The following is an 18352-nucleotide window of genomic DNA, read 5'->3' as shown; positions in this document are numbered from 1 at the left end:
ACAGCCGTCTGTTTCACCCGCCCCCTGGCGCGTGATCTTTACCGGACGCTATGTTGGCGCGAGTTGGTTGTTCGCAAGGGCGCGCGGAATTTTGATCTGATCGAGTATCGCGGAAAGTCGCCGATTGTTGCCGTTGCGACACACTGAGGTGCGATCAGCCCGGCGCGGCGTCCCTGCTCAACTCGTCAGATCGACCATGCGCCGCCGGCCGCTCGGAGCCATGCGGCGATAGAGCACGACCGAGATCAGCCATGCGATCACGAACAACGTGATCACGGCAAAGCCGACATTGGCGAGCGAATCGTTGAGGGCCTCGACCAGCGACCACGGTCCACCCGACAGGCCGAGCCGGTCCGCGATCAGACCCAGCGCCTCGATGCCGCCGACCAGCAGCGCGACCGCGACGGAGGCGCCGGTGATCGTGAGGTTGTACCAGAGCTTGCGATAGGGATCGACGAAGGCCCAGCGATAGGCGCTCACCATCAGCGCGGAATCGGCGGTGTCGACCAGCGCCATGCCGGCGGCGAACAGCGCGGGGAACACCAGCACATGCGCGAGCGAGACGCTGCGCGCGGCTTCGCTGGCGGAGATGCCGACCAGGCCGATCTCGGTTGCGGTGTCGAAGCCGAGCCCGAACAACAGGCCGAGCGGATACATGTGCCAGGGCTTTGTGACGAGGCGGAACATCGGGGCGAGCAGCCGCGCCAGGAAGCCGCGCGACGCGAGCAGCGCCTCGAGCTTCACAGCATCGTGAATGCCCTGCTCGCGCACCTCGCGCAGGATCCGCCACAGCCCGGCGAAGATGGCGAGATTGATTGCCGCGATCACCAGCAGGAACAGCGCCGACACGGAGGTGCCGATCAGGGAGCCGATCTCCTTGAGCAGGCTGTCGCCGCCGAGGCTCACGACGCCGAGCGCGAGCAGCATGGTCGCAACCAGGACGACGGTGGAATGGCCGAGCGCGAAATAGAGACCGGCACTGCGCGGCGTATCGCCCGCCTGCATCAGCTTGCGCACGGCATTGTCGATCGCGGCGATGTGGTCGGCATCGACGGCATGGCGCAGGCCGAACACCCAGGCGAGCAGCGCGGTCGCCATCACTGTCGGCCGGTCGCCGAACGCTGCGAAGGCGAAAGCCCATGCGGCGATGTTGGCGGCGATCAGCCCGCCGAACAGCGCGCCAGGCTCGAACGCCTGCCTCAAGACACCACCTGACCGAACCACGCCGCCTCCTAGTATGATGTTTATACATATCCATCATACTGGCCGGCAAGAGCCGGGCCATGTTGCTGCAGCGCGGCCGATCGCCCGGGAACGCGCATCTAGTGGAAACCGGCTGCCAGCGGCGAAACAGCCGGTGTCGTAGCCCGACACATCGTCGGGTACATCCCGCCACTCGGTCTCAATGCGCCGCCAGGATTTCTCCCAGAAACTTCCTGGTGCGATCGTGCCGAGGATTCTTGAAGAAACTCTCCGGCGCGGCTTCCTCGACGATCCTGCCTTCGGCCATGAAGATCACGCGATCTGCGACCTGGCGCGCGAATCCCATTTCATGGGTGACGCAGATCATGGTCATGCCATCGGTCGCGAGCGCGATCATGGTGTCGAGGACCTCCTTGACCATTTCTGGGTCGAGGGCGGAGGTCGGCTCGTCGAACAGCATGACCTTGGGCTCCATGCAGAGCGCCCGCGCAATCGCGACGCGTTGTTGCTGGCCGCCCGACAACTGGGCCGGATATTTTTCGGCCTGGTTCGCTATTTTGACCCGCTCGAGCAGACGGCGCGCAGTCTCTTCGGCTCTCGCCCGCGGCACCCCCCGCGAGCGCATCGGCGCCAGCATGCAGTTTTCCAGCACGGTCATGTGCGGAAACAGGTTGAACTGCTGAAACACCATGCCGACCTCGCGGCGCACGGCGTCGATCGCGCCGGCGGCATCGTTCAGCCGCGTGCCGCCGACGACGACTTCGCCGCGCTGATAGGCTTCCAGCGCGTTGATGCAGCGAATGAGCGTGGACTTGCCCGAACCGGACGGCCCGCACAAGACGATCTTCTCGCCCGGGCGGACCGTCAGGCTGATATCGGTCAACACCTGATAGGTGCCGTACCATTTGCAGACGCCGCGCATGGCGATCATCGGCTCGGAAGCGGACTGCATCGCGCCTTGGTCCGACATGACGTTCTCTCCCTGCCTAGCTGACGTCAAAGGGAATGCCGGGAATGGTGTCGGGGAATGCCGGAAGCGGATTGTTCATCCATTTCTGATAGATCTTCGCCAGCTCGCCATTGGCCCTGATCTTTCCGATGAAGTCGTTGACGAAGGCGTTGATCTCCTTCTCTCCGAGCCGGGTGCAGGCGCCGTTGTAGAGCTTGGTGAATTCCAGCTTGTTCTCGTAATAGCCGGGTTTCGATTCATCGAGGCGCGGAACGTAGAAGATGTTGCCACCGACGGCCTGGACCTGACCGGACAGCAGCGCCTGCATGGTCGGCGCGTCGCCGTCGAAGCGGCGGATGGTGGTGCCCGATGGGGCGGCTTTCGTTACGTCGCTGTCCTGCACGCTGCCGCGCGCAACGCCGATGACGTATTTTCCCATGTCCGCGGGAGATTTGATCTCCACATCCTTCGGCGCGATGAAGGTGATGATGTTCGCGCCGTAGGGTTTTGAGAACTGTACGGCCTTGGCCCGCTCGGGCAGCATGGCCATGGTCGCGAACAGGATATCGACGCGCCCCGAAGTCAGGGCCGGGATACGATTGGCCACCGCCAGTTGCGTGAACTCGGCCGGGACGCCGAGCTCCCTGGCGAACAGCGCCGAAATCTCCGCATCGTATCCATCCTGCTTTCCCGTCGCATCGACGAATCCCCAGGGCGGATTGTCGCCCTGGATGCCGATCAGGACCTTGCCTCTCGCCTTGATCTCCGACGGCGTCACGGCGTAAGCGGCGCGCGCCAGCACGAATGGCGCGGCGATGGTCGCGGCGCCGAGCGCCAGCACGCGACGCCGATCGATTGCCCCGGTCTTGCTGTTGGTCATCATTCCCTCCTCTGGTCTCGTCCTGTCATGTCTTGTGCCTCGTCATCGCGCGGCGACGGCCATCCGGCGCTCGAGCCGTGCGCCATAGAGCGACAGCGGCCAGCAGATCGCGAAGTAGAGGGCGCACACCAAGCCGAGGACGAGTAGCGGCTTGAAGTTCTGGTTGGAAACGATGGTCCCCGCCCGCATCAATTCGGTAAAGCCGATGATCGCCGCCAGCGACGTTCCCTTGATCAGCTGGACCAGAAACCCGATCGTCGCAGGCAGCGAGATGCGGATCGCCTGCGGCAGGACGACGTCCCTCATCAGCGAGATGTAGTTGAGGCTCAACGCCTTCGCGGCCTCGACCTGCCCCTTCGGCACCGCTTCGATCGCGCCGCGCCATATCTCGCCGAGGAAAGCGCCGGAATGCAGCGTGAAGCCGATCGAGACCGAGACCCAGGCATCCAGCTTCAGGCCGGCAAGCGCCAGTCCGTAGTAGACGACGAACAATTGCATCAGGAGCGGCGTGCCCTGGAACAGGGCGATGTAGGCGGCCGTGCAGCGCTCCAGCACGCGGTGGCCCGACGTGCGCGCCAGCGCCACGCCGAGGCCGGCGACTGAGCCGACCACAAAGCCGATCGCGGACAGCGCAAGCGTCCATTTGAGGCCGTTGATCAGGAACAGGAACTGATTCCGGTCCATGGCGCCCTCACTTCACGGGGTAGCTGAAGCAGCGCGCATCGATCAGCGCGAACATCCGCATCAGCATCCATGACATCGCGAGATAGAGCAGCGTGACGACGCCATAGACCTCGAAGCTGCGAAAGGTGTTGGTCTCGATCGTCTGCCCGACCGAGGTGAGCTCATAGGCCGAGATCGCGGACGCGATGCTCGTCGTCAGTGTCAGCATGATGAACTGGCTGGTCAGCGACGGATAGACCGCGCGCAGCGCCGGCTTCAGCACGATCAGCCGGAACACCTGCGCCCGACTGAGGCTGAGCGCGAGACCGGCTTCCACCTGTCCCTTGCTGATCGACTGCACGCCGCCGCGGATGATTTCGATCGCATAGGCCCCGCCATTGACGCCGAGCGCGATGATCGCGGTCAGTGTCGGATCGAGCCGAATGCCGACCAGCGGCAAGGCGAAGAAGACGAAATAGATCTGCCCGAGAAACGGCGTGTTGCGGATCGCCTCGACGAAGGCGATGACGAACCAGCGCAGCGCGGGGATGCGGGACTGACGCAGCGCGACGCCGCCGATTCCGATCGCGAGGGCCAGCGCCATGCCGGACAGCGCGAGCTGAAGTGTCCCGACGCAGCCCCACAGCAGATCCGGCAGTCCGTCCAGCACGGGGCCAAAATCGAACGTGTAGTTCACCTTGTTCCTCCCTCCGGGCGGCCCTCTTGCCGGCGTCGTTGCAGTTGCGCCGTGGCTCTGCCCATTCTGGTCCGCCGGGCGGCGGCGAATTGTCCGCGCTCAGGAAACCCCTTGCTTGGCCGGGCTTGCGAGCGTTTCGTAGCGGTCGCGCAGTTCGACGCGTCGTCCGCCTGAGGCCGCTTCGGCGACGGCCAGGGTCGCGATCAGGCTTCGTGCGCCGTCCTCGACCGGCTGCAGTGACTGCGCCTTGCCGCGGATGACGTCGCGAAAATGATCGAGCTGGGCGACATAGGGATCGAGCGAAGAGGCGTGAATACGCTGCGCCTGGATCGGCTCGTTCCAGCTCTGTGCGTCACCGGCTTGCGACCATTGCACGAGTGCGGGAAATTCGATCGATCCGCGGCGACCGAGGAAGCGGTAGCTGCTCTCGCCGCTGAACGGAAATTCGGGAGCTTCGCCGAGCCCCTGCTCGGACGTCCAGGGCGAGACGGCGCTGTCGCTGATGAAGAAGGTGCCGAGCGCGCCGCTGTCGAACTCGATCAGCGCCGCGGCGGTATCCTCTACCGCAAAGCCGCGCTGGCGGTTCGACGCAACCGCCTCCACCGCGACGATCTCGCCGACGGTGAAGCGCAGGAAATCGATCTCGTGGATGAGGTTGATCAGGATCGGCCCGCCGCCGGCCTGCGAGCGCCATGGAGCCACCTCGAAATAGGCAGCCGGCTTGTGCGTGGCCCAGATTGCCGACACCCCGACGACATCGCCGATCCGCCGTTGTCCGAGCACCGCTCTGAGCGTCTTGACCTGCTGGTGGTGGCGGCGGTGATGCCCGACCAGCGACTGGATGCCCGCCTTGCGCACTTCGGTGATCAGGCTTGCCGCAGTCTCGCGCGTATCGGTGACCGGCTTCTCGATCAGGATGTGAATCCCGCGCCGGGCGCAAGCGATACCCTGTTCGGCATGAAGCTGGTTGGGCGAGGCGATGATCACGGCATCGGGCTGCGCCTCGTCGAGCAGTTTCCGGTAGTCGGCAAAGACGGGAGTCCCGGGATGATCGGCGGCGGCCCGATCGGCGTTCACGTCCGCGATGCCGACGAGGTCGTAGTCGGATCGTTCGGCCAGCTTGGCGAGATGCTTCCGCCCGATCAGTCCCGCGCCGATGACGCCGATGGTGATGTTCTTCATCTCAGGCATTCCGTATCTGGATTGAGCCGCCGGCCTGGCGGCGATGACCCGGCCGCGACGTTCCTCGCGGCCGATGATCGAGCAGGCGCCTCGCGGCATTGAATGCCGTGGCGAGCCGGGGGCGCACGGCCAAGGCCGGCAACGGCATCTCGACGCTGAGACTCGCGTCCGCCGGAAGGACGTCCAGCAGCTCGCCGAGCGGCAAGGCGCCCTCGCCCGGCGGCAACCGACCTTCCCGCGCCTCGGCGATGATCGCCGCATCGCCCACCGGCATTTGCGCGACGGCGTCGCAGATCTGCGCGGCACGCAGATGGTGCGCGGGGATCGGGATCAGATCGTCCGGCTTGCCGCCGGAGCGATGGAGATGCAGCGCATCGACGAGAATGCTGCCGTTCGCCCTGCCGGCCTCGCACACGAGCGCTTCGGCCTGCGGCAGCGAGCCGATCGCGCGCCAGCGCATGAACTCCAGATCGACACGCAGACCGAATTGCTGCGCGAGGTCGCAGAGCTCGGCGAAATGCGCGGTCAGGCGGGCGGAATCATCGTCGTCGCCCGATGCCGTCACCGCCACCGCGCCGAGATCGGCCGCGGCCTCGAACAGGCCCGCGAGCGCCGGAATGTCGACGCCCGGCGTGAGCTGCACGAACTCGATCTCGTTCAGTCGCACCCCCTCGTCAGCGAGCAGTCGTTTGAGCAAGCGGTGCGCGTCCGTCCCCACCCGCGTCGGATAGGCAGGCCCGCCGGCGGTCGCAGGGATCGCGCGCAGGCCGATGAAGCTGAAGCCGGCGCTCGCGGCCTCTCGCACGAGCGCGAGAGGCGCCAGGTCCAATGCCGTCAGATGAGCAAGGCCGAGATCAATCACGACTAATTATCCCATAGGGTAATTACAATTAACCTGCGGGATAATTGCTGTCAAGGACCGCCGATTGGGCTATGGGTAAGGAGCCAGCAGTCCTGACCGGACGCAGAGGATCGAACCGCCGGATGAGAACCAGGGAAAAGCCCGCCCCCGAAGATGCCAAGCGGCCGCCGGTCCGGCGGCGCGACCGGGAACGCACCAAGCGCGAGATCCTGGAGATCGCCTTCGCCGAGTTCGCCGAGAACGGCCTTGCGGGAGGCAATACCGACGCCATCGCCGCGCGCGCCAACGTCACCAAGCGGCTGATCTTCTATTACTTCCAATCCAAGGAAGAGCTGTTCACGGCCGTGCTCGAAATGGCCTATGCGAAGATGCGCATCGCCGAGCAGGACCTACACCTCGAAGCGCTCGAGGCTGAGGCTGCGATCCGCAGGCTGGCCGAGTTCACCTTCGATTTCGACCAGGCCAACCCGGAATATGTCCGGCTGGTCACGATCGAGAACATCCATCGCGGCCGGCACATGCGCGGCAGCAAGAAGCTCAAGGAGATGACGCGGCCGATCATCAGCCAGATCGCCGCGGTGCTGGACAGAGGCGTTCGCGCCGGCGCGATCAGGCCCGGCATCGATCCGATCGAGCTGCACATGTCGCTGAACGCACTCTGTTTCTTCTCGGTCGCCAACCGGCATACGTTCGAGGCGCAATTCGCCGCGGACATGTCGTCGCAGAAGGCGAAAGCACAGCGGCGGCTCGAGATTGCCGACCTGCTCTGGCGCTATGTGCGGAACGACCAGGGAACGCCAGTGAGCGACGGCCCGACGGCTTGACCGTCGAGCGGCGGCCAAGACCATGGTCTTGACACCCGCTGATCCGCCATTTCGCCGCAGGGCATCCCTTTGACTCCACGACATCAAACGTCCCAAGCTAGAGTGCACGTAACTTGCATGCCGGTGACGATTTTTCTTTGTGAAGGTGGAGGTCATCCGATGAACGAAAACGACATCCGGGGTCTGATCGCGGAGGTGAAGCAAGGCACGCTGTCGCGACGCTCGTTCATCCGGACCATGGCTGCGGTCGGGATCGCAGCGCCGGTCGCGAGCCAGATCCTCGTCTGGAACGACGTGGCGATGGCGGATGCGACGCTCGCATACAAGCCGACCAAGGCCGGCGGCGGCGGCGCGCTCAAGATGCTGCTCTGGCAGGCGCCCACTTTGCTCAATCCGCATTTCGCGCTCGGCACCAAGGACCAGATCGCCTCGCGCATCTTCTTCGAGCCGCTCGCCGGCTGGGACAAGGACGGCAATCTCATCCCCTGCCTTGCCGCAGAGGTTCCGACCAAGGCGAACGGCGGCCTTGCGGCCGACGGCATGAGCGTGATCTGGAAGCTGAAGCAGGGCGTCAGATGGCATGACGGCAAGCCCTTCACCGCCGACGACGTCGTCTTCACCTGGCAATACGCCGCGGATCTCGCAACCGCGGCGTACACCACGGGCTCCTACAAGGACATCAAGGTCGAGAAGATCGACGACCACGCCGTCAAGGTGACCTTCAGGGCGCCGACGCCGTTTTGGGCCGACCCGTTCGTCGGCGGCCAGGTCGGCCAGATCCTGCCGAAGCATCATTTCGGCGATTATATCGGCGCAAAGTCACGCGAGGCTCCCGGCAATCTGAAGCCGGTCGGCACCGGCCCATACAAATTCGTCGAGTTCAAGCCGGGCGATTTGATCCGCGCCGAACGCAATCCCGACTATCACATCAAGAACCAACCGTATTTCGACACGATCGAGGTCAAGGGCGGCGGCGATGCGGTCTCTGCGGCGCGCGCCGTGCTGCAGACCGGCGAATACGATTTCGCCTGGAACATGCAGGTGGAGGAGGAGGTCCTCAAGCGCATGGAGGCGGGCGGCAAAGGAAAGCTCGACATCACGCCCTCCGGCAATGTCGAGTTCATCATCCTCAACACGACGGACCCCTGGACCGAGGTCGACGGCGAGCGTTCAAGCGTCAAGACCAAGCACCCGACGCTGTCCGATCCCGCCGTTCGCCGCGCGATCAATCTCCTGATCGACCGCGACTCGATCCAGAAGTTCATCTACGGACGCGGCGCCATCGCAACCGCGAGCTTCGTCAACGCGCCCACGCAGTTCAAGTCGCCCAAGCTGAAATACGAGTTCGACATCGACAAGGCCAACAAGATCCTCGACGAAGCCGGCTGGACCAGGGGCGCGGATGGCATCCGCGAGAAGGACGGCAAGAAGCTCAAATACGTGTTCCAGACCTCGACCAACGCCCCGCGGCAGAAGACGCAGGCCATCATCAAACAGGCCTGCCAGAAAGCCGGCATCGAGATCGAGGTCAAGGCGGTCACCGCATCGGTGTTCTTCTCCTCTGATGTCGGCAACCCCGATACCTATTCGAAATTCTACGCCGACATGGAGATGTACAACACGACGCAACCGCAGCCCGATCCGGAGCGCTTGTTGAACCAGTGCGTCTCCTGGGAGATCGCCACCAAGGATAACAAATGGCTCGGCCGCAACAATTCGCGCTATTCCGATCCCGAAGCCGACAAGGCCTACAAGGCCGCACAGAACGAGCTCGACCCGGTCAAGCGCGCCGCACTGCTGATGAAGGTCGACGAAATCTTCTGCGAGGCCCACGTGTTCCTGCCGCTGCTCTCGCGCCACATCGTCAACGCCGGCGTCAACAGCCTGATGGCCGACATCTCGGGCTGGGACACCATCACGTGGAACCTGGCGAGCTGGTATCGGAGTTCGTAGCTCGCAGGATGTGGAATGCGTGCTAACACAACAGGCAACCCGCGGGCGGCGTCGATCAAAACGCCGCCCGGTCATTCGTGTTTCGGGCGTGCTGGCGGACCGCGTCTTACTGCGAACGATCCGAGGTCCAGCCCTTGTACTCGGCGACGTTATCCCTGGTCACGAGCTTGGACGGCAGGAGCTCGACGGTCGAGGCCGGCTTTTGGCCGTTGAGAATGCCGACACCGACCTGCACGGCCCGCCGCGCCATGAAGAACGGGTCCTGCGAAGCCGAGGCCTGGATCTGCGGCGACTGCGGATCCTTCAGTGCCGCCTCGATATCGGGCGCGCCGTCCACCGCGGTTATGACAATGCCCGTGCGGTTCTGCTGGCGCGCGGCAAGGTCGGTGCCGATCGCCTGCGGATCGTTGATGGCGAAGATGGCGTCGATCTTGGGGAAGCGGGTCAGATAACCCTGCGCGACGGTAAGACCGCCCTCGCGCGAGCCCTTGCCGTCCTGGTCGTTCGACAGCACCTTGATGCCGGGATTTTTCGAGAAGACATTCTTGCAGCCGATGACGCGGTCGATCACGGCGGAGACTTGCGGCCCGTTCTCGATGATGACGTCGCCCTTGCCACCCAGTTTGTCGACGATGTACTGGCACGAGATCTCGCCGGCCTGCACGTTGTTCGTGGTCACGGTGGCATCGGCGCCTTCGGCCGCGGTGTCGACGGCGACGACGACGATGCCCGCCGCCTGCGCCTTCTTGATGGCCGGCCCGATCGCCTTTGGATCGCCGGGGTTGAGCAGAATCAGGTCGACGCCGGCGGCGATGAAATTGTCGATCTGGGTGACCTGCTTGCCGAGATCGTATTCGAAGCCGACCGCGGTGATCTTCACATTGGGATTGGTCTTCTTCGCCTCGAACTCGGCGCCCTTCGACAGCGCGACGAAGAACGGGTTGCCCATCGATCCCAGCGAGACGCCGATCGACTTGAGCTCCTTGGCGAAGGTCGGCACGGTGGTCAGGGCGAGCGCCATCGCGGCGCCGGCAAGCGTGATCGTCTTCAACATGGACTTCCTCCCTGGTCTGTCTTCGTCCCCGGCGCGGCAGACCAGTTGCCGCAACGGAATTTCGCATCAGCCTTGCGCTGTCAGGTGCGCACCGGACCTTCAGGTTCTGGCGGAGCCCCTTAGGTTCTGGCGGAGCCTCTTAGGTTCTGGCGGAGCCTTGCAGCCGGTAACGGTCCAGCGCCACGGCGCCGATGATCACCAGGCCCTTGATCACATATTGCCAGATGTCGGAGACACCGATGAGGATGAGGCCGTTCGAGAGCACGGCGATGATCAGCGCGCCAACCAGTGTGCCCCAGATCGAGCCGATGCCGCCGACGAAGGAGGTGCCGCCGAGAATCACGGCGGTGATCGCGTCGAGCTCATAGGACTGGCCGAGCTGCAGGCCGTTGGCGGCATAGAGGCGCGCCGCCTGCATGGCGCCGCCGAGCCCGGCGAAAAGGCCGGAGACACCGTAGACGAAGATCAACACGGCCCAGACCTTGATGCCGGCGAGCCGCGCCGCGCTTTCATTGCCGCCCACCGCGTAGATGTGCACGCCGAGCACGGTCCGGCGCAGCACCAGCCACGAGACGAAGATGACGAGCAGGGCGATCACCGAGAGCCACGGGATCGACGCGACGCCGGGAATGAGGGTCAGCGAGCCGTTGCCGATGAAAGCATAGGGAATCGATGGATTGAACACGGTGGTGTCGGCGCCGAGCAGTCGCGCCAGGCCGCGCACCGCGGTGAGCGAGCCGAGCGTGACGATGAAGGGTGGCAGGCGGAGCAGCGCAATCAGCGCGCCGTTGACTACCCCGAAGCCAAGACCCGTGAGCAGCGCAGCCGGCAGCCACAGCATCCCGAGCTCCGGCATCTTGGAGAGTGTCAACCCGGCCATCGCGGAGGCCGCCAGGATCGAGCCGACCGAGAGGTCGATGCCGCCGGTGAGGATAACGAAGGTCATGCCTGCGGCGAGCACCGTGTTCACCGCGGCCTGCTGCAGCACGATGCCGAGATTTTGTCCGGTGAAGAAGCGGCCCTCGGACAGAAAATGGAAGCCGATGCAGAGGATCAGCAGCACCGGCAGCATGCCGAGTGCGCTGATCAGCATCCGCATCCGCTGGCGCCTTGTCTCTGCGGCAGCGCCGTTGGTCGTCGTCGGGGCGGGCTTGGCCTCCGAAGCACCATTGTCAGGCATCGAGATGCTCCATCCCCGTGGCAAACGCCATGATGTCTTCCTGCGTCAGCGGCGAATTCGGGCCGCGGGTGACCTCGCCCGCGATGTGCCCGCTACGCATGACGACGACGCGGTCGCAGATGCCGATGATCTCGGGCAGATCGGACGAGATGACGAGGATCGCGGTGCCGGTTTTGGCGAGATTGTCGATGATCGAATAGATCTCGGACTTGGCACCGACGTCGACGCCGCGCGTCGGCTCGTCGAGGATGAGGACCTTTGGCGCAATGGCGAGCAGCCGCGACAGCAGGACCTTCTGCTGGTTGCCGCCGGACAGGCCTCCGGCGGGAACGCCGACATTGGCGGCGCGGATCCTGAGCCCTGCGAAGGCCCGGTCGGCGCGCTCACGCGCCTTGTCGCGATCCAGGACCCAGCCGAGCTTCGCATCGCGCCCGAGCACGGCGAGATTGATGTTGTCGAGGCACGACATGTCGAGAAACAGGCCGAGCGCCTTTCTGTCTTCCGTCAGGTAGGCGATGCCAGCCTCGAGCGCCTCGCCCGGCGTGCGGATCTCGACCGGACGTCCCTCCAGCTCGAGCCGGCCGGAGGTTTTCGACGCCGCGCCGATGATGAGATGCGCAAGCTCGGTGCGGCCGGCGCCGATCAGGCCGGCAAGCCCAACCACCTCGCCCGCATGCACGGTGAGCGAGCAACCCTTGACGCGCTGGCCGTCGGCCATGTCGATCGCTGCGAGCACGGGATGTCCCCGCCCCGCTTCGGGATCGTGATCCTTCTTGTAGAACGAGGAGACGTCACGCCCGACCATCAGCCGGACGATGGTGTCGGCGCGAATCTCAGGCTTGTCGAGCGACCCGACCAGCCGACCGTCGCGCAGCACGGTGACGCGGTCGCCGAGCGCGTAGACCTCGTCCATGCGATGCGAGATGTAGATGATGGCAAGCCCCTCGGCGCGAAGCTGGCGGACCAGCGCGAACAGCCGCTCGCTTTCGGCGGCCGACAATGAGGTGGTCGGCTCATCCATGATCAGGATCTTTGATCTGGCGTGCAGCGCTCGGGCGATCTCGACCAATTGCCGCTGGCCCATGGACAGATGCGCCACCAGCGTCGATGGCAGGAAATCCGCGCCCAGCCGCTTCAGGATCGGCCCGACACCCTCTCGCATCTCGCCGCGGGCCAGCAAACCCGCATGCGATATCTCCCGGCCCAGATAGATATTCTCGGCAACGCTGAGATTGGGAGCCAGCGACAACTCCTGGTAGATGATGGAGATACCCGCGGCGCGGCCGCCGAGCGGACCTTCGATCCGCACCGGGCTGCCCTCGATGCGGATCTCGCCACCGGGATCGGGCCTGTATGCGCCGGACAGGATCTTCATCAGCGTCGACTTGCCGGCGCCGTTCTCCCCCATCAGGGCATGGATTTCGCCGGCATAGACCGTGAGATCAACCGTGCGCAGCGCCTTGATCCCAAAGAAGGTCTTTGAGACCCCGCGCATCTCGAGGATCGGATCGTTCATCGTGCCTCCCGGCGCACAATGCGTTTCCCACCCGCGTCTCGTTAGCGCGGTTTGGTTATTAAACAAAAGCGAGTGACGCAGGGCAATACCGAAGGCGCGTATACTGAAGTATGCAAACCAGATTGGGCCAGCTAGTGGCGCGGCCGATACAGTTCGCGCCAGGCGGGAAGCCGCTCGGCATAGGCATCGACCAATCCAGCGTCGGGCTCGAACGTCTCGACGCGCTGCGGCCTCGTGCATACGGCGGCGATCGCCTCACCCGTGACAGCAAGCCGCCCCAATCTTGCCGCACCGAACGCCGCGCCGGTCTCGCCTCCTGCGAAGCGATGGATTGGAACATTCAATACATTGGCCAGCACCGCAAGCCAGAATGAAGACCTTGAACCGCCGCCAATGACATCGGCGTCGGCAATGGCAATGCCGGCATCCGCAAGCGCGTCGCGGCAATCGGCAAGCGCGAAGGCGACGCCCTCGAGCACCGCCTGCACGATCGCACCGCGATCGGTGCCATGGCTCAAACCGTCGAGCATGCCGCGCACGGCGGGATCGTCGTGCGGCGTCCGCTCACCGGCAAGATACGGCAGGAAGCTCACCGGCGACGGCGCCTGCGGACGCGCTCCAAGCGGCTCCAGCATCTCGGCCTCGGTGACGCCGAACAGGCGCGCGGCCCAGGCGAGGCAGGAGGCGGCCGAGAGGATCGCGCCGGCCTGAATCCACATGCCGGGAATGGCGTGGCAGAACGTATGCACGACGCGATCGGGATTGGCGGCTATTCTGTTGCTCGGCGCCAGCAAGGCACCGGAGGTTCCCAGCGATACGAATGCGGTTCCCGGCTCGATCGCGCCGATACCGACGGCGCCGGCCGGATTATCGCCGGCGCCGCCCGCGATGATCGGCGGCCTCGCCATACCCCAGCGCCGGGCAAGCTCGCTGCGCAGCGTCGTTGCAGGCGCGCACCCCTCGACCAGACGCGGCATGTGCTCGCGCGACAGACCGGTTGCCGCCAGTGCGGCGTCCGACCAGTCCCGGCGCGCGGCGTCGAGCCACAGCGATCCCGATGCGTCCGAGACATCCTCGATGGCCTCGCCTGATAGCACCAGGCGCAAATAGGCCTTTGGCAGCAGGACGAGTTTCGTCGCCGCAAAAATGTCGGGCTCGTGCGTCGCGATCCAGAGCAGTTTTGGCGCGGTGAATCCAGCCATCGCCTTGTTGCCCGTCACAGCTCGCAACGCGGGCCAGCGCTGCTCCAGAACGCGGCACTCCTCGGCGGAGCGGCCGTCGTTCCAGAGGATGCAAGGCCGTAGCGGCTTCGAACTTGCATCGAGCAGGGTGGCGCCATGCATCTGGCCGGACAGTCCGATGCCTTCGACCGCCGCCATCGTCCCGGCATGCGACGCCTTCAGGGCGTCCAGCGTGGCAAAGGTCGCATCGATCCACTGCGCGGGGTCCTGCTCGTAATAGCCTGGCTGCGGCGAGGCGGTCGCGAGCGCCCGGCTCTCGCTTGCAATCACGCGCTGGGCATCGTCGACGAGAACGGTCTTGACTGCCGAGGTGCCGAGATCGATGCCGAGATACATGGATGCTTCCCGCTTACTTCGTCGCGTCGATCCAGATCCCGGGCTCGGAGTGCTCGCGGATGTGAGTGACCAGGAAGTCGGAAAAGACCCTGATCTTGGCGGGCAGCCGAACGCGGTTTTGATAGGCGATGTTCATGGTGAGCAGCGGCAGCTCCCAGCCCCTCAAGACGGGCACCAGCCGGCCGGCCGCGATATCGCTCTGCACGATGTAGAGCGGCTGGATCAGGATGCCAAGCCCGGCGCGCGCCGCGCCGCAGATGATCTGGCCGTCATTGCTGTCGAGCGTCGGCGCGATCCGGACGGTCTGCGTCGTGCTGCCCTTGCTCAGCCGCAGCGAATAAGGATCGTTGGCGAGGTTGTAGATCAGCATGTTGTGGCGGGCGAGATCGGCGGGGTGATCCGGCAGGCCGTGCTTCTCCAGATATGACGGTGCAGCCGCCAGCACGCGGTGCATCTGGCCGATACGGCGGACGACGATGTTGGAATCCGGCTCGTGCTCCCGCGTGCGGATTGCGACGTCGATGCCAGCCTCGATGAAGTCCAGATAGCGGTTCGCGCCGATGATCTGCACGCTGAGATCGGGATAGAGCGCGCGGAAGGCGGGCAGCATCGGCGCGAGATAGATCATCGCGAAAGACAACGAGCTCGTCACGCGCAGCATCCCCTTCGGCGACAGCGCGCGGTCGGAGACGGCGTCTTCGGCTTCGGCGAGCTCGTTCAGCAGCGTGCTGGAGCGCTCCAACAGCTCCTGCCCCGCCTCCGTCAACCACAGCCGGCGCGTGTTGCGCTCGATCAGGCGAACGGCGAGGCGTTCCTCCAGCGCGCTGAGATGACGGCTCGCGGCCGCATTCGACATGCGCAGCGCCTCGGCGGCCTTGGACAGGCTGCCGAGCTCGGCCGTCTTGGAAAACACCTCCAGCTGGAGCAGGCGGTCCATTTTTTCGCAAACAGGAAAAGAGACTTACGATTATTGGCCTTTATTTCCGTCTCCCGCAAGTCAAAATGGCCAGAACACAAGCAGAATAGCAGGCGAGGAAACTGGGAAATGTCAGGCCCGATCAGGCACATCGTGATGTGGCGGCTGCGCGGGGAGACCCAAGAGGAGCGGTCCGCCGCCCGGGTCAAGGTCAAGACCCTGTTCGAGGGCCTCAAGGGCCGGATCGACGGCCTCACGCATATCGAGGTCGGCATGGACGTCAGCGCCGTCGACTACGCCTGCGACGTGGTGCTGTTCTCCGAATTCACCGATCAGGCCGCGCTCGCGGCCTATGCAAATCATCCGGAGCATCTGCGCGTGCGCGAGGCGCTCGGCGACTTGCGGATCGGACGCTTCCAGGTCGATTATCCCATCAAAGAGACCGGCGCATGATCGGTTCGTTCACCTTTGAAAACCTGCCCTGCCGTGTCGTGTTCGGCAGCGGAACTTTGGCTAGCGCGAAGGCCGAAGTGGAGCGGCTCGGCGGCAAGCGCGCGCTGGTGCTGACGACGCCGCAGCAGGAGGCCCAAGGCAAGAGCCTTGGGGCAGCGCTCGGTCCGCTCTATGCCGGCATCTTTCCCGGCGCCACCATGCATACCCCGGTCGAGGTCACGGAGCGCGCGCTCACGGCGATGAAGGCATGCGAAGCCGACTGCGTCGTCTCGCTCGGCGGAGGCTCGACCACCGGCCTCGGCAAGGCGCTGGCCCTGCGCACCGGAATCAATCAGCTCTGCATCCCCACCACCTATGCCGGCTCGGAAATGACGCCGATCGTCGGCCAGACCGAAAACGGTCTGAAGACCACGGTGCGCGATGCAGCGATACTACCGGAGACCGTGATCTACGATGTCGATCTCACCCTGACGCTACCGGCGAGCCTGGCCGCGACCTCCGGCATCAATGCGATCGCCCATGCCGTCGAAGCGCTCTATGCGCGCGACGCCAATCCCGTGACGTCGCTGATGGCGGAAGAAGGGATCCGCGCGTTGGCGCGCGCCCTGCCCGCCATCGCCGCCAAGAGCGACGATCGCGAGGCGCGGACCGAAGCCCTTTACGGCGCCTGGCTCTGCGGCGTCTGCCTCGGCACCGTCGGCATGGCCCTGCATCACAAGCTCTGCCACACGCTCGGCGGCACTTTTGATCTGCCACATGCGGAGACCCACACCATCGTGCTGCCGCATGCGCTCGCCTACAACGCACCGCTGGTGCCTGAAGCGATGGCGCGCATCTCCCGCGCGATCGGCGCGGCCGACGCATCGCAAGGACTCTACGAGCTCGCCAAGCAGCTGGGTGCGAAACTGGCGCTGCGCGATGTCGGCATGCCCGAAGGCGGCATCGACAAGGCCGCCGACCTTGCCGTCACCAATGCCTATTGGAATCCGCGCCCGCTCGAGCGCAATGCCATCCGCGACCTGATCGCGCGCGCCTGGGCCGGCGAGCCGCCGGGCGCCGTCAAAGCGGCGTGACGCGATGCGGCGCACGCTGATCAGATCGGCCACCGTCATCAGCATGGATGACGCGATCGGCGACCTCGGCACCGGCGACGTTCTGGTCGAGGGCAGCCGCATCGCCAGCGTGCGGCCATCGATCGACGTTACGGCCGACACGGAGATCATTGACGGCAAGGGCCGCATCGTCATCCCCGGCCTGATCAACGCGCATATGCACACCTGGCAGACGGGCTTGCGCGGCTTTGCCGCGAACTGGACGCTGCTGGAATATTTCCGCCGCATGCATGCCGGGCTCGCGACCGTGTTCCGGCCCGACGACATCTACATCGCGACGCTCGTCGGCGCGCTGAATCAGATCAATCATGGCGTCACCACGCTGGTCGACTGGTGCCATAACAACCCGACGCCCGCGCACACCGACGCCGCCGTCCGTGGCCTGATCGAGAGCGGCATCCGCGCCGCCTTCTTCCACGGCTCGCCCAAACCCGAGCCGAAGCCAGGCGAGCCGCATTTCTCGGAAGTGCCGCATCCGCGCCGCGAGGTCGAGCGGCTGCTGGCAGGCCCCCTCGCCGACCGCGACGGCCTCGTTACCCTCGGGCTCGCCATTCTCGGTCCGCACTACTCGACGCTCGACGTCGCCATGCACGATTTCCGCCTGGCGCGGGAGCTGAAGCTGATCGCCTCGATGCATCAGGGCGGCGGACCGGCCAAGACGCCCGGCGGCTGGGAGAAGCTGATCGAGGCCGGCCTCGTCGGCCCTGGCGTCAACATCGTCCATGGCAATGACCTGCCTGACGATCTGCTGGATCGGATGATCGATCTCGGCGTGTCGTTCTCGGTGACGCCGGAGAACGAGATGATCCAGGGCCACGGTTTTCCGATCACCGGGCGGCTCCTAAAGCGCGGCGTGCGGCCGACCATCGGCATCGACCTCGAATCCGTGCTGGCCGGCGACCTCCTTTCCGTCGCGCGCGTCGCGCTGTCGATGCAGCGAGCGCTCGACAATGCGGAGTCGCGGAAAGCGAGCGGCACCATTCCGGCAACAACCACGATTCCCGTCCGCGAGGCGCTGCGCTGGATCACGACGGAAGGCGCCCGCATGCTCGGCCGCGAACACCAGATCGGCTCGCTGACACCGGGCAAGCTTGCCGACCTCGTCATCATCAACGCCTCCGATCTCAATCTTTATCCGGTGCACGATCCCGTCGCGACCGTGGTGATGCAGACGAGTCTCGCCAATATCGAGTCCGTCATGATCGGCGGCGTCTGGAAGAAGCAGAATGGCCGGCTGCTGGTCGAAGGGCTGGACGCGAAGAAGGAGCTGCTGGCGCAATCCGGCCAGCGGCTCGTTCAGGACATCGAACGACAGGGACGCGCCGCCTGAA

Annotated in this window: 17 protein-coding genes; 5 read left to right on the top strand and 12 right to left on the bottom strand. The window is 65.1% G+C overall.

The features are described from left to right. Positions 1-177: 177 nt before the first annotated feature. The 7 genes from QA649_RS12370 to QA649_RS12340 all read right to left on the bottom strand — a co-directional run bounded on the left by QA649_RS12370 (position 178) and on the right by QA649_RS12340 (position 6436). The gene (locus QA649_RS12370; RefSeq protein WP_283024423.1) at positions 178-1203 is read right to left on the bottom strand and encodes a HoxN/HupN/NixA family nickel/cobalt transporter; all 1026 of its coding nucleotides are present in this window, start codon (positions 1201-1203) and stop codon (positions 178-180) included. A gap of 199 nt (positions 1204-1402) precedes the next feature. Further along, positions 1403-2173, bottom strand: coding sequence for an amino acid ABC transporter ATP-binding protein (locus QA649_RS12365; RefSeq protein ID WP_283024422.1), 771 nt, complete (start codon positions 2171-2173; stop codon positions 1403-1405). A 16-nt stretch (positions 2174-2189) separates the two neighbouring features. After that, the gene (locus QA649_RS12360; protein ID WP_283024421.1) at positions 2190-3032 is read right to left on the bottom strand and encodes a transporter substrate-binding domain-containing protein; all 843 of its coding nucleotides are present in this window, start codon (positions 3030-3032) and stop codon (positions 2190-2192) included. Positions 3033-3074: 42 nt separating this feature from the next. Beyond that, positions 3075-3716: an amino acid ABC transporter permease gene (locus QA649_RS12355; protein ID WP_283024420.1), complete on the bottom strand. Its 642-nt coding sequence runs from the start codon at positions 3714-3716 to the stop codon at positions 3075-3077. A gap of 7 nt (positions 3717-3723) precedes the next feature. Beyond that, positions 3724-4392 carry an amino acid ABC transporter permease gene (locus QA649_RS12350; protein WP_283024419.1) on the bottom strand — a complete coding sequence of 223 codons (669 nt, stop codon included), beginning with the start codon at positions 4390-4392 and terminating at the stop codon, positions 3724-3726. Positions 4393-4491: 99 nt separating this feature from the next. Beyond that, positions 4492-5574: a Gfo/Idh/MocA family oxidoreductase gene (locus tag QA649_RS12345; RefSeq protein ID WP_283024418.1), complete on the bottom strand. Its 1083-nt coding sequence runs from the start codon at positions 5572-5574 to the stop codon at positions 4492-4494. A 1-nt stretch (position 5575) separates the two neighbouring features. Next, positions 5576-6436, bottom strand: a complete 861-nt coding sequence (locus tag QA649_RS12340) for a sugar phosphate isomerase/epimerase (RefSeq protein ID WP_283024417.1) — start codon at positions 6434-6436, stop codon at positions 5576-5578. Positions 6437-6558: 122 nt separating this feature from the next. On the opposite strand from QA649_RS12340, the gene QA649_RS12335 reads away from it, so the two are divergent. Both QA649_RS12335 and QA649_RS12330 read left to right on the top strand, forming a co-directional pair. Next, positions 6559-7260, top strand: a complete 702-nt coding sequence (locus QA649_RS12335) for a TetR/AcrR family transcriptional regulator (RefSeq protein WP_283024416.1) — start codon at positions 6559-6561, stop codon at positions 7258-7260. Between the two features lie 159 nt (positions 7261-7419). Continuing rightward, positions 7420-9213 (top strand): peptide ABC transporter substrate-binding protein, encoded by a 1794-nt coding sequence (locus tag QA649_RS12330; protein ID WP_283024415.1) that lies wholly within the window; start codon positions 7420-7422, stop codon positions 9211-9213. Positions 9214-9319: 106 nt separating this feature from the next. Here the strand turns inward: QA649_RS12330 and QA649_RS12325 are convergent, their stop codons facing one another. The 5 genes from QA649_RS12325 to QA649_RS12305 form a co-directional block, all read right to left on the bottom strand. After that, the gene (locus QA649_RS12325) at positions 9320-10267 is read right to left on the bottom strand and encodes an ABC transporter substrate-binding protein (protein WP_283024414.1); all 948 of its coding nucleotides are present in this window, start codon (positions 10265-10267) and stop codon (positions 9320-9322) included. A 139-nt stretch (positions 10268-10406) separates the two neighbouring features. Further along, positions 10407-11447: a ribose ABC transporter permease gene (locus tag QA649_RS12320; RefSeq protein ID WP_283024413.1), complete on the bottom strand. Its 1041-nt coding sequence runs from the start codon at positions 11445-11447 to the stop codon at positions 10407-10409. After that, positions 11440-12963, bottom strand: a complete 1524-nt coding sequence (locus tag QA649_RS12315) for a sugar ABC transporter ATP-binding protein (RefSeq protein WP_283024412.1) — start codon at positions 12961-12963, stop codon at positions 11440-11442. The genes QA649_RS12320 and QA649_RS12315 overlap by 8 nt, the downstream gene beginning before the upstream one ends. A 131-nt stretch (positions 12964-13094) precedes the next feature. Next, positions 13095-14540: a xylulokinase gene (gene xylB, locus QA649_RS12310; protein WP_283024411.1), complete on the bottom strand. Its 1446-nt coding sequence runs from the start codon at positions 14538-14540 to the stop codon at positions 13095-13097. A 13-nt stretch (positions 14541-14553) separates the two neighbouring features. Continuing rightward, positions 14554-15477, bottom strand: coding sequence for a LysR family transcriptional regulator (locus QA649_RS12305; RefSeq protein ID WP_283024410.1), 924 nt, complete (start codon positions 15475-15477; stop codon positions 14554-14556). Positions 15478-15585: 108 nt separating this feature from the next. Here QA649_RS12305 and QA649_RS12300 point away from each other — a divergent pair, with 108 nt between their 5' ends. Genes QA649_RS12300 through QA649_RS12290 form a run of 3 tightly spaced genes read left to right on the top strand, consistent with a single transcriptional unit; the run spans position 15586 to position 18351 of the window. Continuing rightward, positions 15586-15909, top strand: coding sequence for a Dabb family protein (locus tag QA649_RS12300; RefSeq protein WP_283024409.1), 324 nt, complete (start codon positions 15586-15588; stop codon positions 15907-15909). Beyond that, positions 15906-16982, top strand: coding sequence for a maleylacetate reductase (locus QA649_RS12295; RefSeq protein ID WP_283024408.1), 1077 nt, complete (start codon positions 15906-15908; stop codon positions 16980-16982). Before QA649_RS12300 ends, QA649_RS12295 begins: the two co-directional genes overlap by 4 nt. 4 nt (positions 16983-16986) lie before the next feature. Further along, positions 16987-18351: an amidohydrolase family protein gene (locus QA649_RS12290; RefSeq protein ID WP_283024407.1), complete on the top strand. Its 1365-nt coding sequence runs from the start codon at positions 16987-16989 to the stop codon at positions 18349-18351. Position 18352 lies beyond the last annotated feature (1 nt).

It is taken from the genome of Bradyrhizobium sp. CB1717 (genome assembly GCF_029714325.1).
Lineage (GTDB): Bacteria > Pseudomonadota > Alphaproteobacteria > Rhizobiales > Xanthobacteraceae > Bradyrhizobium.
The sequence above is the reverse complement of the archived record's forward strand: the minus strand, read 5'-3'. Positions and strand labels throughout refer to the sequence as shown.

Coding starts and splice junctions, on each gene's coding strand:
- QA649_RS12365 (WP_283024422.1), bottom strand. CDS start 2,173: ATGTCGGACCAAGGCGCGATGCAGTCCGCTTCCGAGCCGATGATCGCC.
- QA649_RS12360 (WP_283024421.1), bottom strand. CDS start 3,032: ATGACCAACAGCAAGACCGGGGCAATCGATCGGCGTCGCGTGCTGGCG.
- QA649_RS12355 (WP_283024420.1), bottom strand. CDS start 3,716: ATGGACCGGAATCAGTTCCTGTTCCTGATCAACGGCCTCAAATGGACG.
- QA649_RS12345 (WP_283024418.1), bottom strand. CDS start 5,574: ATGAAGAACATCACCATCGGCGTCATCGGCGCGGGACTGATCGGGCGG.
- QA649_RS12335 (WP_283024416.1), top strand. CDS start 6,559: ATGAGAACCAGGGAAAAGCCCGCCCCCGAAGATGCCAAGCGGCCGCCG.
- QA649_RS12330 (WP_283024415.1), top strand. CDS start 7,420: ATGAACGAAAACGACATCCGGGGTCTGATCGCGGAGGTGAAGCAAGGC.
- QA649_RS12325 (WP_283024414.1), bottom strand. CDS start 10,267: ATGTTGAAGACGATCACGCTTGCCGGCGCCGCGATGGCGCTCGCCCTG.
- QA649_RS12320 (WP_283024413.1), bottom strand. CDS start 11,447: ATGCCTGACAATGGTGCTTCGGAGGCCAAGCCCGCCCCGACGACGACC.
- QA649_RS12315 (WP_283024412.1), bottom strand. CDS start 12,963: ATGAACGATCCGATCCTCGAGATGCGCGGGGTCTCAAAGACCTTCTTT.
- xylB (WP_283024411.1), bottom strand. CDS start 14,540: ATGTATCTCGGCATCGATCTCGGCACCTCGGCAGTCAAGACCGTTCTC.
- QA649_RS12305 (WP_283024410.1), bottom strand. CDS start 15,477: ATGGACCGCCTGCTCCAGCTGGAGGTGTTTTCCAAGACGGCCGAGCTC.
- QA649_RS12300 (WP_283024409.1), top strand. CDS start 15,586: ATGTCAGGCCCGATCAGGCACATCGTGATGTGGCGGCTGCGCGGGGAG.
- QA649_RS12295 (WP_283024408.1), top strand. CDS start 15,906: ATGATCGGTTCGTTCACCTTTGAAAACCTGCCCTGCCGTGTCGTGTTC.
- QA649_RS12290 (WP_283024407.1), top strand. CDS start 16,987: ATGCGGCGCACGCTGATCAGATCGGCCACCGTCATCAGCATGGATGAC.